This window comes from Rhodanobacter caeni (assembly GCF_039523575.1).
GTDB classification, from domain to species: Bacteria; Pseudomonadota; Gammaproteobacteria; order Xanthomonadales; family Rhodanobacteraceae; genus Rhodanobacter; species Rhodanobacter caeni.
Genome location: NZ_BAAAFO010000001.1, coordinates 235,860 through 250,295, shown reverse-complemented (window position 1 = coordinate 250,295; position 14,436 = coordinate 235,860). Strand labels below are relative to the sequence as shown.

Annotated in this window: 16 protein-coding genes; 5 read left to right on the top strand and 11 right to left on the bottom strand. The window is 65.7% G+C overall.

Going from position 1 to position 14,436, the window contains the following annotated elements:
* Positions 1-158 precede the first annotated feature (158 nt).
* From olsF to grxD, 4 genes are all read right to left on the bottom strand, one after another.
* Positions 159-1,871 carry a bifunctional ornithine lipid synthase OlsF gene (gene olsF / locus ABD017_RS01235; protein ID WP_343879363.1) on the bottom strand — a complete coding sequence of 571 codons (1,713 nt, stop codon included), beginning with the start codon at positions 1,869-1,871 and terminating at the stop codon, positions 159-161.
* Positions 1,872-1,957: 86 nt separating this feature from the next.
* A complete protein-coding gene (locus ABD017_RS01230; protein ID WP_343879361.1) occupies positions 1,958-2,557 on the bottom strand; it encodes a YhgN family NAAT transporter in 600 nt (199 codons plus the stop codon).
* 125 nt (positions 2,558-2,682) lie between these two features.
* A complete protein-coding gene (locus ABD017_RS01225) occupies positions 2,683-3,456 on the bottom strand; it encodes an SDR family NAD(P)-dependent oxidoreductase (RefSeq protein ID WP_343879359.1) in 774 nt (257 codons plus the stop codon).
* Entirely contained in the window at positions 3,453-3,776 is a 324-nt protein-coding gene (gene grxD, locus ABD017_RS01220; RefSeq protein ID WP_343880618.1) for a Grx4 family monothiol glutaredoxin, read from the bottom strand. The genes ABD017_RS01225 and grxD overlap by 4 nt, the downstream gene beginning before the upstream one ends.
* Positions 3,777-3,885: 109 nt before the next feature.
* Here grxD and ABD017_RS01215 point away from each other — a divergent pair, with 109 nt between their 5' ends.
* The gene (locus ABD017_RS01215; RefSeq protein ID WP_343879357.1) at positions 3,886-4,464 is read left to right on the top strand and encodes a superoxide dismutase; all 579 of its coding nucleotides are present in this window, start codon (positions 3,886-3,888) and stop codon (positions 4,462-4,464) included.
* A gap of 75 nt (positions 4,465-4,539) precedes the next feature.
* On the opposite strand, the gene ABD017_RS01210 is transcribed toward ABD017_RS01215, so the two are convergent.
* Entirely contained in the window at positions 4,540-5,694 is a 1,155-nt protein-coding gene (locus ABD017_RS01210) for a 5-(carboxyamino)imidazole ribonucleotide synthase (protein WP_343879355.1), read from the bottom strand.
* Positions 5,691-6,194 carry a 5-(carboxyamino)imidazole ribonucleotide mutase gene (purE, locus tag ABD017_RS01205; protein WP_343879353.1) on the bottom strand — a complete coding sequence of 168 codons (504 nt, stop codon included), beginning with the start codon at positions 6,192-6,194 and terminating at the stop codon, positions 5,691-5,693. Before purE ends, ABD017_RS01210 begins: the two co-directional genes overlap by 4 nt.
* 65 nt (positions 6,195-6,259) lie before the next feature.
* Here purE and ABD017_RS01200 point away from each other — a divergent pair, with 65 nt between their 5' ends.
* From ABD017_RS01200 to ABD017_RS01185, 4 genes are all read left to right on the top strand, one after another.
* Positions 6,260-6,532 (top strand): Trm112 family protein, encoded by a 273-nt coding sequence (locus tag ABD017_RS01200; RefSeq protein ID WP_343879351.1) that lies wholly within the window; start codon positions 6,260-6,262, stop codon positions 6,530-6,532.
* 154 nt (positions 6,533-6,686) lie between these two features.
* Complete coding sequence (locus tag ABD017_RS01195; protein WP_343879349.1) at positions 6,687-8,951, top strand: DUF1631 domain-containing protein; 2,265 nt, start codon at positions 6,687-6,689, stop codon at positions 8,949-8,951.
* Positions 8,948-9,805 carry a carboxylating nicotinate-nucleotide diphosphorylase gene (gene nadC, locus ABD017_RS01190; RefSeq protein WP_343879347.1) on the top strand — a complete coding sequence of 286 codons (858 nt, stop codon included), beginning with the start codon at positions 8,948-8,950 and terminating at the stop codon, positions 9,803-9,805. Before ABD017_RS01195 ends, nadC begins: the two co-directional genes overlap by 4 nt.
* A 147-nt stretch (positions 9,806-9,952) precedes the next feature.
* Positions 9,953-10,369 (top strand): DUF3301 domain-containing protein, encoded by a 417-nt coding sequence (locus tag ABD017_RS01185; RefSeq protein ID WP_343879345.1) that lies wholly within the window; start codon positions 9,953-9,955, stop codon positions 10,367-10,369.
* A gap of 27 nt (positions 10,370-10,396) precedes the next feature.
* On the opposite strand, the gene ABD017_RS01180 is transcribed toward ABD017_RS01185, so the two are convergent.
* From ABD017_RS01180 to petA, 5 genes are all read right to left on the bottom strand, one after another.
* Positions 10,397-10,822: a ClpXP protease specificity-enhancing factor gene (locus ABD017_RS01180; protein WP_343879344.1), complete on the bottom strand. Its 426-nt coding sequence runs from the start codon at positions 10,820-10,822 to the stop codon at positions 10,397-10,399.
* Positions 10,823-11,018: 196 nt separating this feature from the next.
* Positions 11,019-11,654, bottom strand: coding sequence for a glutathione S-transferase N-terminal domain-containing protein (locus ABD017_RS01175; protein WP_343879343.1), 636 nt, complete (start codon positions 11,652-11,654; stop codon positions 11,019-11,021).
* A 73-nt stretch (positions 11,655-11,727) separates the two neighbouring features.
* Positions 11,728-12,468, bottom strand: a complete 741-nt coding sequence (locus ABD017_RS01170) for a cytochrome c1 (RefSeq protein ID WP_343879342.1) — start codon at positions 12,466-12,468, stop codon at positions 11,728-11,730.
* A gap of 13 nt (positions 12,469-12,481) precedes the next feature.
* Positions 12,482-13,783 carry a cytochrome b gene (locus ABD017_RS01165; protein WP_343879341.1) on the bottom strand — a complete coding sequence of 434 codons (1,302 nt, stop codon included), beginning with the start codon at positions 13,781-13,783 and terminating at the stop codon, positions 12,482-12,484.
* The gene (gene petA / locus ABD017_RS01160) at positions 13,783-14,388 is read right to left on the bottom strand and encodes a ubiquinol-cytochrome c reductase iron-sulfur subunit (RefSeq protein ID WP_343879340.1); all 606 of its coding nucleotides are present in this window, start codon (positions 14,386-14,388) and stop codon (positions 13,783-13,785) included. Before petA ends, ABD017_RS01165 begins: the two co-directional genes overlap by 1 nt.
* Positions 14,389-14,436: the final 48 nt, after the last annotated feature.

Here is a 14,436-nt window from a genome sequence, read left to right as displayed (position 1 = left end):
CCACCTCGATTGTTAAAAAATATTAACGGGATTGTATGACACTTTTCTAACGATTGCAGGTGCCGCGCATGCCCGCTTGAGCGTTCAAAGCAGTAATTTTTACATATTTATCAAATAGTTATCGATGACTCGGCGCAACCGAGCCGTAGCGAAAAAGCTCAAGCGTCGCGACCCAGGTAGCGCGCCCGCTTGGACGCTTTGAGGTTCACCAGATCCAGCATCACCAGGCCATCGACGCAACCGGAGAAATCCGGGTCTTCGCCAAAATCCAGGAACTGCACACCCGCCGGCTCCATCAAGTCGACGTACTGGCGATACAGCACCGGAAGGCTCACCCCCAACGCGTCCAGCTGGTGTTTCAGCTGACCCAGGCCGGCCTGCGGATCCAGGCCGGCCAGCGCCCGGTGCACGCGATCGGCCACTTGCGGCGACACCACGAACGGCTGGCGCGCCGAGGCCAGCCCCGGCGCACCGAAATAATGCCGGTGCGCCACGGCGATCCACTCGCGCGCCTCGCGCGGCAGCTTCACCGACATGCTGACCGGGCCGAACAGGTAGCGGATCTCGCGGTGGCGCTGCAGATACAGGCCAATGCCCTGCCACAGCTGATCGAGCGCCCGCGAGCGCCAGTAGGCCGGCGCGATGAAGCTGCGCCCCAGCTCCAGCCCCTGGCTCAGGCGGCTTTCGAGCGCGGGCGAATAATGGAACAGGCTGGCGGTGTACAGACCGGCCACGCCCCGCTCCGACAGCACGCGGCCGCCGTGGCCGAAGCGGTAGGCACCCACGATGCGCTGCGCCGCCGGGTCCCACAGCAGCAGATGCTCGTAATGGGCGTCATACGCATCCAGGTCGCGCCGCTGGCCGGTACCCTCGCCCACCTTGCGAAAAGTGAGCTCGCGCAACCGGCCGATCTCGCGCAACACCGCGCTGTCGCACGAACCGGTAAACAGCAGCACCTGCTTGCCATCGGACAGGTCGCCCAGCTTTTCGGCGCTTGCCAGTCCGTCGACCAATGCCTGTACGGGCTCCGGATGCGCCAGCGCCACCTGCCCGCCGAAGATCAACCCGCGTCCCCGCGCCACCCGGTAGACATGCCGGCGCATCAGCACGGCCGCACGCTTGGGCGAGACCCCACTGCGCGAGGCCAATTCGTCGGGATCGATCAGGGCGCCGATCTGGAAGCCGATGCGGCGCTGCCCCGCCGCCACCGCCTCGCGCGGCAGCATCGCCGTGCTCAACGGTTTGGCCAGCATCGACACCCCGTAGAAAACCGCGGAATTGCGCGCCGCCACGTGGATTGGCAGCACCGGCACCTTGCGCCGCAACGCCAGCCGCGCGAAACCGTCCGACCAGCGCCCGTCACGCACGCCCGTGGCGCGCACCCGCGACACTTCGCCGGCGGGAAACACGATCAATGCCTCGCCATTGTCCAGCGCGCGATAGATCCCGCGCAGGCGCGACGCGGCGCCATCGCCGAACACGTCCACCGGCAACAGCAGCTCGCCCAATTGCGGCACCACGACCAGCCAGTCATTGCCCAGCACACGCACGTCGCGGCGCACGGAGCCGATCAACTGCAGCAGCGCCAGCGCATCCTGCATGCCCAGCGGATGATTGGCGACCACCAGCAGCGGGCCATCCACCGGGATGTTCTCGCGTTGGTGCGGAAGGATGCGGCTGCGCGTTCCCAGCAGTTCCAGCGTGCGGTCAACAAAATGGAAACCGCGCACCGGACCGGCCTGCTCAAGCACGCGGTTGAAGGTGGATTCGTCGGCCAGGCGCCCGAAAAACCCTGCCATCGGACGACGGATGGCGGGGTGGCGCGCCAGCCAGGGCATCCGCTCGACCAGCGCCTGTTCGATGCTCAGCATGTCGCGCCCTCGAGAGTTTCCCCTACTGTGGCAGGCGATTGTGACAACAGGTCGAGTCTGTGCGGCGTCAACGCCGCTTCACATCCTCAGATCGCCAGATGCAGGAACGAGGCGACCCCGCCCAGGAACATCTGCACCGACAAGGCGATCAGCAACATGCCCATCACCCGCTCCAGCGCGGTCAGCACGCTCTCGCCCAGCCAGCGGAACAGATAGGTGGCGCTGAGCAGGATCACCGAGGTGGCCAGCCACGCCAGCAGCAGGGCGATCACCCAGTCGGCGGTGCGGCCGGGCTGGGTGTTGGTGAGCAGCAGCAGCGCCGCCATGGCCGAGGGACCTGCCACGCCCGGGATCGCCATGGGCACGATGAACGGCTCGCCCTCGCCGGCCTTGCCGAAGATGCCGCCGCCATCGGCCGGCGGAAACACCATGCGGATGCCGATCAGGAAAAGCACGATGCCGCCGGCGATGCTGATCGAATCGGACTTCAGCTGCAGCAGCTTCAGCATGTACTGCCCGCCGAACAGGAACAGCAGCAGCACGCCCAGCGCGATCAGCAACTCGCGCACCATCACCAGGCGGCGCCGGCGCGGCGGCACGTCCCTGAGCAGGCTCAGGAAGAACGGGATATTGCCCAGCGGGTCCATGATCAGAAACAACATGATCCCCGCCGACAACGTGGTCATCTGCGTTTCCATCGAACCGGCGGCTCCTCGGGTGGCGGGTCATCGACCCCGGCATTTGTAGCGTGCAGACGGCGGTTTTACACCGAACGCGCGGCCTCCTGCGATGACGACGCCGCGCGCCTGCGTCACGCGTCGTCGCGCAGGTCCAGCACCGCACCACGGGCCGGCGCCGCATCGGCGCTCAGCAGGTAGACCGCCGCCTGCGCCGCCGCGTCGGGCAGCGGCAGCTGCATGGAGTCTTCGCCGAAATAGGCCATGCGCCGCAGCGTGGTGCGCATGGGCGCGGGCAGCAACGCATGCGTGCGCATCGCGCCGTCGTCGGTTTCCTGGTGCAGGATCGCCACGAACCGCTCCAGTGCGGCTTTCGAGGCACCGTAGGCGCCCCAGTGCGCCCGCTGCAAAAGCTGCGGGTTGTCCAGCACGAACACCACGGCGCTGTCGGGCGCGGCCAGCAGCAGCGGCATGCATGCCTGGGTCAGGGCGAAGGGCGCGGACACATTGACGTGCATCGTGCGCAACCACGCATCGGGCTTGTGCATGGCGATGGGCGTGAGCCCGGCAAAGCTGGCGGCCGCATGCACGAGGCCGTCCAGACGGCCAAAGTCGCGCTCCAGCCCTTCGGCCAGCGCGGCGTAGTCGGTGGGGGTTGCCGCTTCCATGTCCAGGGGATGGATCACCGGCTCGGGCAGGCCTTCGGACGTCATGGCGTCGTAAAGCTGCTCCAGTTGGCGCTTGCGCTTGCCCGTGATGACAACCGTGGCACCGGCGCGGGCGGCCGCGCGCGCCACCGCACTGCCCAGGCCACCATAGGCGCCGGTCACGAGCACGACGCGCCCGGCCAGCGTGTCAGCCGCCGGCGTCCAGCCCTCGGGCAAGCGCGCTGCAGGCAGGGCGGTCAATGCGTCGTTTCCGCGACGTCGCTGGCCATGCGCGCCAGTTCGCCGGCGACCTGCAGATCCTCGATGACGTCGCAGCCGCCGATCAGCTCGCCCTGAATGAACATCTGCGGAAAGGTGGGCAGGTTGGCAAAGTGCGGCAACGCCGCGCGCACCTGCGGATCGGCCAGCACGTTCACCGCGTGGAACGGCGCGCCGGCATCGCTCAACGCGCGCGCCGCGCGGCTGGAAAAACCGCACATCGGAAATTGCGGCGTACCCTTCATGAAGAGCACGATGGGATGCTCGGCAAGCATCGCCTTGATTCGTTCGTTAATATCCATGGTTCGACGTTCGTCTTTACAATGCATGCAGGCCGGCATTGTATCAGCCCCCCAGCGGCCGGCCGTTGCGACCGGTCACGCTTCCTCCGCCACCGCCAAGGAGCCAATCATGGCAATTGAACTTCCCCCCCTTCCGTACGAAAAGAACGCTCTCGAGCCGCACATTTCGGCCGAAACGCTGGACTTCCACTACGGCAAGCATCATCAGGCCTACGTGACCAACCTCAACAAGCTGATCGAAGGCACCGAATTCGCCAACGCCCCGCTGGAGGAAATCATCAAGAAGTCGTCCGGCGGCGTGTTCAACAACGCGGCGCAAACCTGGAACCACACGTTCTACTGGAACTCGATGAAGCCCAACGGTGGCGGCGAGCCGACCGGCAAGCTCGCCGACGCGATCAACAAGGCGTTCGGCTCGGTGGAGAAATTCAAGGAGGAGTTCACCAAGTCCGCCGCCAGCAACTTCGGCTCGGGCTGGACCTGGCTGGTGCAGCGCCAGGATGGTTCGCTGGGCATCGTCAACACGTCCAACGCCGCCACCCCGATCACCGGCACCGACAAGCCGCTGCTCACCGCCGACGTATGGGAACACGCCTACTACATCGATTACCGCAACGCCCGCCCGAAATACCTGGAAGCGTTCTGGAACCTGGTGAACTGGGATTTCGCGGCCAAGAACCTGGCCTGATTTTTCCTGTCAGCGACAAAAAACGGAGCCGTCATGGCTCCGTTTTTTTTATCGACGCCGCAGCGGCCGGCTCTGTCAGGCCAGCGCATCCAGCGCCGGCTGCGCTTGCGCCAGGCGATCCAGCGCCGTGGCGGCTTCGCCCAGGCGATCGGCCAGCGTGGCAGGCGTGGGTGCGCAAAGCGTGGCATGCCCAACCTTGCGCCCTGGCCGCGCCTGCTTGCCGTAGTCGTGCCAGTGCGCATCGACCGTGCGCAACACGGGCGCGGGATCGGGCAGCTCCCCGATCCAGTTGAACATCGCCGATACGCCGCGCGCCCCGCAATCGCCCAGCGGCATGCCGAGGACGGCTCGGACATGATTCTCGAACTGGCTGGTGTGCGCGCCCTCGATCGTCCAGTGGCCGGAATTGTGCACGCGCGGGGCCATCTCGTTGCCCAGCAGTTCGCCGTCCTTCACGAACAGCTCCAGCGCAAAGACGCCGACATAATCCAGCCGCTCGGCCAGCGTGCGGGCCAGCGCGGTCGCCCGCCCCTGCAACTGGTCGATATCCGGCGCGGGCGCCAGGCTGAGGCTCAGCACGCCATCGGTATGCCAGTTGCGGGTAAGCGGCCAGGTGCTGAACTCCCCGTTGCGACCGCGCACCGCGATCACCGACAGCTCGCGCTGGAACGGCACGAAGGCTTCCAGGATCAGGCCATGCTGCGCGGCCGCCGCGCCCAGGGATTCCCACGCCACATCGGCATCGGCGACCGAGTGCAGGCGGAACTGCCCCTTGCCGTCATAGCCCAGTCGCCGCGTCTTGAGGATGGCCGGCGCGCCAATCGTGGCCAGCGCCTGATCGAGCATGTCGCGGGTATCCACCGCCATGAACGCGGCCGTTGGCAGGCCGCACTCGCGAAACATGGTTTTTTCGGTCAGGCGATCCTGTGCGACCGCCAGCGCCTGCGGCGCGGGAAACACGGCGACCCGCTCGGCCAGCCAGCGCGCGGTTTCCGCCGGCACATTCTCGAAGTCGAAAGTGACCACGTCGACCTGCGCGGCAAAGGTTTCCAGCGCCGCGTAATCGCTCCAGTCAGCCACCACCAGCGGCGCCACCTGGCCGGCGCAGGCGTCGGCGACGCCGTCCACGACCACGGTCTTCACCCCCAGTGGCGCGGCGGCCAGCGCGAGCATGCGCGCAAGTTGGCCGCCACCGAGAATGCCCAGCACGGGCTGACGATCTGCGCTCATTGGCGTGGGTCCGGTTGATCGAGCACCGCCTGCGTCTGGCGGCTGCGCCAGGCATCCAGAGTCTTGGCCACATCGGCATCGTGCAAGGCCAGCACCGCAGCGGCCAGCAATCCGGCGTTGACGGCACCGGCGCGGCCGATGGCCAGCGTGCCGACCGGAATGCCCGCGGGCATCTGGGCGATGGAGAGCAGCGAATCCATACCGTTGAGCGCCTTGGACTGCACCGGCACGCCGAACACCGGCAGCCGCGTCTTGGCCGCCAGCATGCCAGGCAGGTGCGCCGCACCACCGGCACCGGCGATCACCACCTGGATGCCCCGGCCGGCCGCCTGCTCGGCATAGCGGAACAACAGGTCGGGCGTGCGGTGCGCGGAGACCACCTGCACCTCATGGGTCACGCCCAGTTCGGTCAGCACGTCGGCCGCGTGCTGCATGGTTTCCCAGTCCGAACGCGACCCCATCACCACGCCAACGCGCGGCGCCCTGATTGCTGCTGTCATGGTCTGGCCGTCCAAAAACCGCTATTGTACGGGCTTTCCGCAGCCCCGGCACGCCGCACGACACCATGGACAAGCGCCTACTCGACATCCTGTGCTGCCCGGTCAGCAAGACCCCCGTGCGCCCCTTGGGCAAGCACGAGCTCGACATCCTGAATTCGGCCATCCATGCCGGTTCGGTCGATACCGTGGCGCACGCGCCGGTGCGCCAGTCCATCGCGGAAGCCTTGATCACCACCGACCGCAAGGTTATCTATCGGGTCGAGGATGGCATTCCGGTCATGCTTCCGGAAGAAGGCATCGGCACACTGCAATTGAAGGATTTTCCGGCAGCGTCCTGAAACCCCGAAAAACCCATTGGCGGCCAATGGACAGGCCGGATCATCAATAATGTGCGCCAGGCATGACATGCGGGTTCGCTTTGGCTTATTGTGGCGTACCGGTCGGTCCGCCCGGACTGCACCGCATGACTGATGACGCTTCAGGGGCGTGGCTATGAATGAAGCCAGTGACTCATCAAAAATCGTCAATTTGAACCCGCGCATGGATCCTTCCAGCGAGCGCGTCGGCGAATTGCTTGTAACGGTCCGCAACATCGCCAACCGCCTGCTGCAGCAGTGGGTCGGCAATGTGTTCGAGCATGTGGACGACGCCTTGTTCGACCTGGCCGAAAAGGCCGAGAACAACGCGGCGCAGATGCACTATTTCGACGGCATGCGCGACGTGCGCAAGCGCCGGGCAGCGGTGGAACGGTCATTCCTGTCCGCCATCGGGCGCGAACTGGGCGACCTGGCCAGCCGCCGGCCCGCGGCCGCGCCCACGCCCGCTCCCACCGGCGTGGTTGAGCTGTCGCTGGTGGCCGACAACGAACTGGAAGAATCGCTGGCGATCACCAGCATGATCGGCAAGAACGAATCGCGCATGTCGCGCGATCTGTTTGCCGTCAATCATCGGTTGTCGGTCATTTGCGGCGGCCACAAGATCGACGACAGCAACAACCCGATCGCGCCCGCGATCCTGTCCCATACCTTCCGCGCGGCACTGCAGGAACTCAGTGCCGACATGCGCGTGAAACTGATCGTCTACAAGCTGTTCGACCGTTATGTATTGTCCGCGCTCGAGGAGTTGTACCAGGCCGTCAACGCGGAGCTGATTCGCGCCGGCGTGTTGCCCCAGTTGCGCCACCACGTGGCTCGCCAGCCATCCGGCGCGACGGCCGCCCCGTCACTGAACAGCGATCGGCAAGGCGTGGCTGGCGACGAGTCGGGCGAGATTCCCAACGACCTGCTGCAAACCCTGCACGCGCTCTTCAGCGCGCGTCGCGGCAATGCCGGCGAAGCCGTCAACGGCGGGGCGGGCAATTATTCCGGCGGCCCGCTGCCATCGGTCAACGAATTGCTGGGTGCGCTCAGCGTGCTGCAAAACCAGATCGCCAGCACCGACGCACTGCCCTCCACTGCCGACCTCCAGAACGCCAACCTCAGCCACGAGGTCACCGCGCTGAAGGAGCAGTTGCTGCGCCAGATCGGCGCCCTGCGCGGCGCGCGGCCGGGCCAGGTGGCCTCGATGGACGAAGACACCATCGACCTGGTCGGCATGTTGTTCGAATTCATCCTGGAGGACCGCAATCTGCCGCCGGAGATGCAGGTCCTCCTGGCCCGGCTGCAGATTCCGTACCTCAAGGCGGCGATCATCGATCGCAAACTTTTCGCGCATCGCCAGCATCCGGCACGACGGCTGCTGGACGGGTTGGCCGAGCAGGCCAAGGGCTGGTCCGACGAATCCGACCGCGACCGGCGCCTGTACGAGAAGGTGAAATCCATCGTCGAACAACTGCTGCACGAGTTCGACGACGACATGGGCATTTTCGACCGGCTCCTGGCCGATCTGCAGCAGTTCCAGGAACTGAGCATGAAGCGCGCGGACCTGGCCGAGCTGCGCGTGGCCGAATCCACCCGTGGCCGGGAAAAACTGGAATACGCGCGTCGCCGCGCCGCGCGCGAGATCGTCGAGCGCATCGGCACGAACGAGTTGCCGCCACTGATCCATGGCGTACTGGCCCGCGCGTGGGCCAACCACATGGTGCTGCTGCTGTTGCGCCACGGCGACGACTCGACCGAATTCAAGGTGGCGCTGCACTTCGTCAACGAATTCATCGCCAGCAGTCGTCCGGCCCATACCCCGGAAGCCCGCCAGGCACTGCGCCAGATGTTGCCCGGGATCGAGCGGGCGCTGCGCCACGGCCTGGCCAACGTCGCGTTCCAGGAGCCGGACATCGAGCGCTTGCTGGGCCAGTTGCACACCTACTACCGCCAGCAGCTGGGCGAGATAACCCCTCCGGCCGCGCCGTTGGCGGAGGACGAGTCCGCCCTGCCGATCCCCGACAGCATCCAGCCGCTGGTCCAGGCCGCGCCGGATTTCGACGACGACAACCTCGGCTTCGCATCCCCCGACATCGGCACGGACAGCCCCGAGTACCGCCAGGTGGAGGCGCTCCAGTCCGGTACATGGCTGGAGCTTACCCTCGCCGACGACTCCAGCACCCGCGCCAAGCTGTCGTGGATCAGCCCGATGACCGGGCGCTACCTGTTCGTGAACCGGCGCGGGCTGAAAGTGGCCGACTACGCACCGCGTGAGCTGGCTGCGCTGCTGAAGCAGGGCAAGGCGCGCGTGCTGGCCGCGAACGCGCTGTTCGAGCGAGCGATGACCGCGATCGTGGACCGCCTCAGCCATCCGTCTCCTGCCACCGAAGAAGAATGAATTCCGGCACCGCTTTTTCGCTCCCCTCCCCCGCCCACATCAGCCACGACATCGATCGCGCTTTCGCCGAAGACATCGGTGCAGGCGACGCCACCGCCGACCTGCTCGATGCCGATGCCCAGGGGCGCGCCGAGCTCACCTGTCGCGACGACGCCGTACTGGCCGGCAGCGCGTGGTTCGATGCCTGCTTCCGGCGGCTGGACCCCTCGGTCCGCATCGAATGGCTGCTTCAGGACGGGCAAAGGGCCACGGCGGACGGTGTGGTTTGCCGGCTTTCCGGGCGCGCGCGCGCCCTGGTGACGGCGGAGCGTTCGGCGCTGAATTTCCTGCAACTGCTGTCAGGCACGGCCACCATCACGGCGGCCCATGTCCAGGCCATCGCCGGCACCGCAGCGCGCATCCTCGATACCCGCAAAACCATCCCTGGCCTGCGACTGGCGCAGAAGTACGCGGTGCGTTGCGGCGGCGGCCACAACCAGCGGATGGGTTTGTACGACGCCATCCTGATCAAGGAAAACCACATCATCGCCGCCGGCAGCGTTGCCGCCGCGGTGCAGTCGGCGAGGCGGAAGCATCCTGAGCTTCCACTGGAGGTCGAGGTGGAAACACTGGCCGAGCTGGCACTGGCGCTGGACACGGATGTCGACCGCATCATGCTGGACAACTTCGACCTGCCGCAGATGAGCGAAGCGGTGCGAATCGCCGCCGGCCGCATTCCGCTGGAGGCGTCTGGCAATGTCGACCTGCACACGATCGGCGCCATCGCCCGCACCGGCGTGGACTACATTTCCGTCGGTGCGCTGACCAAACACGTCCACGCCGTGGATTTCTCGCTGCGCTTGCAACTGGACTGAGAGCTCCGCGCGGAGCGTTCCTTCGTGCCGCCTCTCCTGCCGGAGGAAGCCACCCTACGCGCGAACACGGTCGTCTCCCGCATCCTGGATCGAACGCCCGGGCAGCGATCGCTTGCACCCGGCGCCGGGGGCCCACACACTGGCGACATGAGCAATCTCTCGGACCTGCTTCTGCTGCTGTCGCTGGGCGCCGCTGTCGGCCTGTGGCTGAAGCTCAGCGCCGCGCGGGAACGCGCCGTGCGCGAAGCACGTCGATTGTGCCTGCAACACGGGCTGCAACTGCTCGATGAAACCGTCGGCCTGCGCGCGTTGCGACTGCACCGCGGCAGCCACGGCCGGCGCGGTATCGAGCGCTGCTATGCCTTCGAAGTCAGCCTTGAAGGCGACGACCGCAAGCCTGCGCACCTGTGGATGCTCGGCACCACGATCAGCGCACTGAGCCTGCCTGCACCGGATCTGCCCGAGTCGCCGGTTGCGCCCGCCCGCGCGGCAGGCGCCGGACGCCGGGCGACCGACAACGTGGTGCCATTGCGCCCGCGCCGCGCTGACCAACGCCTGCACTGACGCAGGCGTTCACGCGACATCGGTTCCCTATTTGACGACGCGCAGGTGCGCGCCGCGCTTTGGCGCGTCCTCGGCGGGTGTGGCGGAACGGCTGGACGTCTTGTCGTCGTCGGACGGCGAGGTCGGTGGAGGTACGTCACCCTCCTCTTCGGCCGGAAACATCATGCCCTGCCCGTTCTCCTGGGCATACAACGCCAGCACCGCGCGTACAGGGATATGGATCGACTGGCTGACGCCGGAGAAGCGTGCCTGGAAGCTGATCCAGTCGTTGCCCAGATCGAGGTTGGCGACCGCGCGCATCGCGAGATTGAGAACCACCTGCCCGTTCTTGACGACCTGGGGCGGCACCCTGACCCCTTCCACACTGGCATCCACCAGCACGTACGGGGTCAGGTTGTTGTCGCTGATCCAGTCGTAGATCGCACGCAGCAAGTACGGGCGATTGGAACTCATCGAGATGGACTCGTCGGTGCTCATCGGTAGGGCGATGCCTCTGGCCAGGGGCCGTATGAAGTCGATGTTTTTGCGGGCGCGCGCCGCCGTCGGCGGTGGATCGTGCGTCGCGCCTGCCGGTACCCGCGCGTGGCGTCAGCGTTGGACACTCTGCCGCGGGCGACAGGAAAAGGACGTCAAGGCGACCGATCCGGCTTCAACGCACCGTTTCCAGCCGCATGTTCTTTTCGTCGTCGGTAAGGCTGCGCTCGAAGCCCTGGCTGTGGAACAGACGCTCGCCGTAGTCGATGATCGGGCGCCCCTCCTTGCCAAGGTCGACCTCCAGCGACGGCAGGCGCCAGATCACCGGAGCCACCAGGCAATCGACCAGGCTCATCTCGGGATTGAGGAAGAAGCGCGACGCCTTGAACAGCGGCACCGTGGAAAGCAGGTTCTGGCGCAGCCGCTTGCGCGCGGCGTCCGCCGGCCGGCCACCGCCGCGTATCACTTCCACTTCCGTCACCCAGTCCCTCTCGATGCGCACCGCGGCCACGCGCAACCGTGCCCGCGAGAGCGGATCGATCGGCATCAACGGGGGATGCGGGTAGCGCTCGTCCAGGTACTCACAGACCACGCTGGTGTCGTAGAGAACCAGGTCGCGGTCGACGAGCGTCGGCGTGGTGCCGTAAGGATTGAGTTCCGCCAGTTCCGCCGACGCCTTGTCGCGGTCCACGATCACGCGTTCGTAGCTGACGCCCTTGGCCGCCAGAACCAGCCGTGCCCGATGACACTGGATGTCGTCGGCCAGGGTATACAAGGTGAGTACGTTACGTGAGCGAGCGCTTTGAACCATGCACCAATCCCCTTCGTCTACACGACTGCGGCGGCTGGTCGGCCGCCGCAGTCGCAGGGTATCTCACCCCGTTTCAGTGAACGTCTTTCCAGTATTCCTTCTTCAGCATGTACGCCAGCAAGGTAAAGAAGGCCAGGAACAGCAGCACCCAGACACCGTAGGCATGGCGTTCGAGCGCGGCCGGTTCGGACGCGTATTCCAGGAAGCTGGTGAGGTCGCGGGTGGCCTGCTGGAACTGCGCCGGGGTGAGCTTGCCCGGGTGCGAAAGCACCAGCTTCTCCACCTGCGGATCTTCGCCGGGTTTGGCCGGCTTCATTTCCGCCGTCTGCAGGCCCTGCAACTCCCACAACGGGAACGGCATCGAGGCATTGGGGAACACGGTGTTGTTCCAGCCCACCGGGCGGCTCGGGTCCAGGTAGAACGAGTTGAGGTAGGCGTTGACCCAATCGGCGCCCTTGGCCCGCACTTCCAGCGACAGGTCCGGCGGTGCCTTGCCGAACCACGCCTCGGCCGAGGCTTCGGGCATGTGCGAAACCACGGTTTCACCGAACTTGGCGCCGGTGAAGTTGAGGTTCTGCATCACCTCCTGTTCCGACAAGCCCAGGTCCGCCGCGATCCGCTCGTAGCGCATGTACTTCAGCGAATGGCAACCCACGCAATAGTTGAAATACAGCCGCGCACCGCGCTGCAGCGAGGCCTGGTCGTGCACGTTGGTACCGGCCGGCGGCAGGCCGCCCTCTTCCGAAGCCTGCACCGACATGCTGCCGACGATCAGACTGAGCACCAACGCCACCGGGAAGATGTATCGCTTCATTAGCAGCTGCCGCTTAGTCATGCGTGGTCACCCGTTCCGGAACCGGCTTGGTCTTTTCCCAGCCGTAATATGTGTAAGCCCAAAGGAAAGCGAAGAAGCCGAAGTAGATCAGCGTCATCACGCGGCCGAACAGGTTCTCCCAGAACGTCACGTCGACGTCGCCGAACCAGGCCGGAATCACTTCGGCGGTCACGCCCGCGCCCACCGCGCCGAGCATGATGAACGACAGCACGAACAGGGCCAGCGCCACCTTGAAGCCGGCGCCGCGGTAGCGGATCGACTTGACCTTGCCCCGGTCGAGCCACGGCATCAGGAAAAGCAGCGCGATCGCGCCAAACATGCCCAGCACGCCCCAGACCGCCGTGCCGAACAGCGACGGGATCATGCGCAGGATCGCGTAGAACGGAGTGAAGTACCACACCGGCTTGATGTGCGACGGCGTCGCCAGGTTGTTCGCCGGGATGAAGTTGTCATGCTCCAGGAACCAGCCGCCGAAGGTCGGCGCGAAGAAGATGATGAACGCGGCAATCAGCAGGAAGAAGCCCACCCCGACCAGGTCCTTCACCGTGTAGTACGGATGGAACGGGATGCCGTCGGCCGGCTTCAGCGCATCCCAGCGGTTGCCCTTGGGACCCTTCTTGATTTCCACGCCGTCGGGGTTATTGGAGCCCACTTCGTGCAGCGCGGCGATGTGCAGCACCACCAGCAGCAACAGCACGATCGGCAGCGCGATCACGTGCAGGGCGAAGAAGCGGTTCAAGGTGGCATCGGCGGGCAGGAAGTCGCCCATGATCCACTCCACCAGCGAGTCGCCGATGTAGGGGATGGTGCCGAACAGGGAAATGATCACCTTGGCGCCCCAGAACGACATGTTGCCCCACGGCAGCACGTAGCCCATGAAGGCCTCGGCCATCAGCACCAGGAAGATCAGCATGCCGAGCAGCCACACCAGCTCGCGCGGCTTCTTGTACGAGCCGTACATGATGCCGCGGAACATGTGCAGGAACACCACCACGAAGAACAGCGAGGCGCCAGTGGAATGCATGTAGCGGATCAGCCAGCCCCACTCCACGTCACGCATGATGTACTCGACCGAGTTGAAGGCTCCCGCCGCACTCGGGTTGTAGTTCATGGTGAGGAAGATGCCGGTGACGATCTGGTTGATCAGCACCAGCAGCGCAAGCGAACCGAAGTAGTACCAGAGGTTGAAGTTCTTCGGCGCGTAGTACTCGGTCATGTGCGCGCGATACATCGGCGCCATGCCGGGTGCGCGTTCGTTGAACCAGTTGCCGATGTTCGTGAATACGCTGGCCATCACGCAGCCTCCTTCGGATCCACGCCAATCTGGATGGTGCTGTCGTCAATGAAGTGGTACGGCGGCACCGGCAGGTTCTTCGGTGCCGGCACGCCCTGATACACGCGACCGGCCAGGTCGTAGCGCGACTTGTGGCAGGGGCAGTAGAAGCCGCCTTTCCATTCCGGGTCGAACGGCTCGGGCTTGATCTCCGGCACGAAGTCGGGAACGCAGCCCAGGTGCGTGCAGATGCCGATCACCACCAGCCATTCCGGCTTGATCGAGCGCGCCTCGTTCTGCGCGTACTTCGGCTGCTGGTCGGCCGAGGCGCCGGTCGATTTGGGATCGACCAGACGCGAGTCCACCATCGGCAAGGTGGCGAGCTGCGCCTTGGTGCGGTTCAGCACGAATACCGGCAGGCTGCGCCACGACACGGTCAGCATCTGCCCCGCCTCGATCTTGGCCAACGACTGCGTCACCGGAGCACCAGCGGCCCTGGCTCGTGCGCTGGGTTCCCACGACTTGATGAAGGGCACAGCCGCCGCAACGATTCCCGCGCCACCGACCACTGCGGTGGTCGCTGTAAGGAAACGGCGTCGGCCGTGATCGACGACTTCGTTCGCCATCAGGCTCTCCGGTACTTGCAATATCATCGTGATGGGTTTGGGCATGCC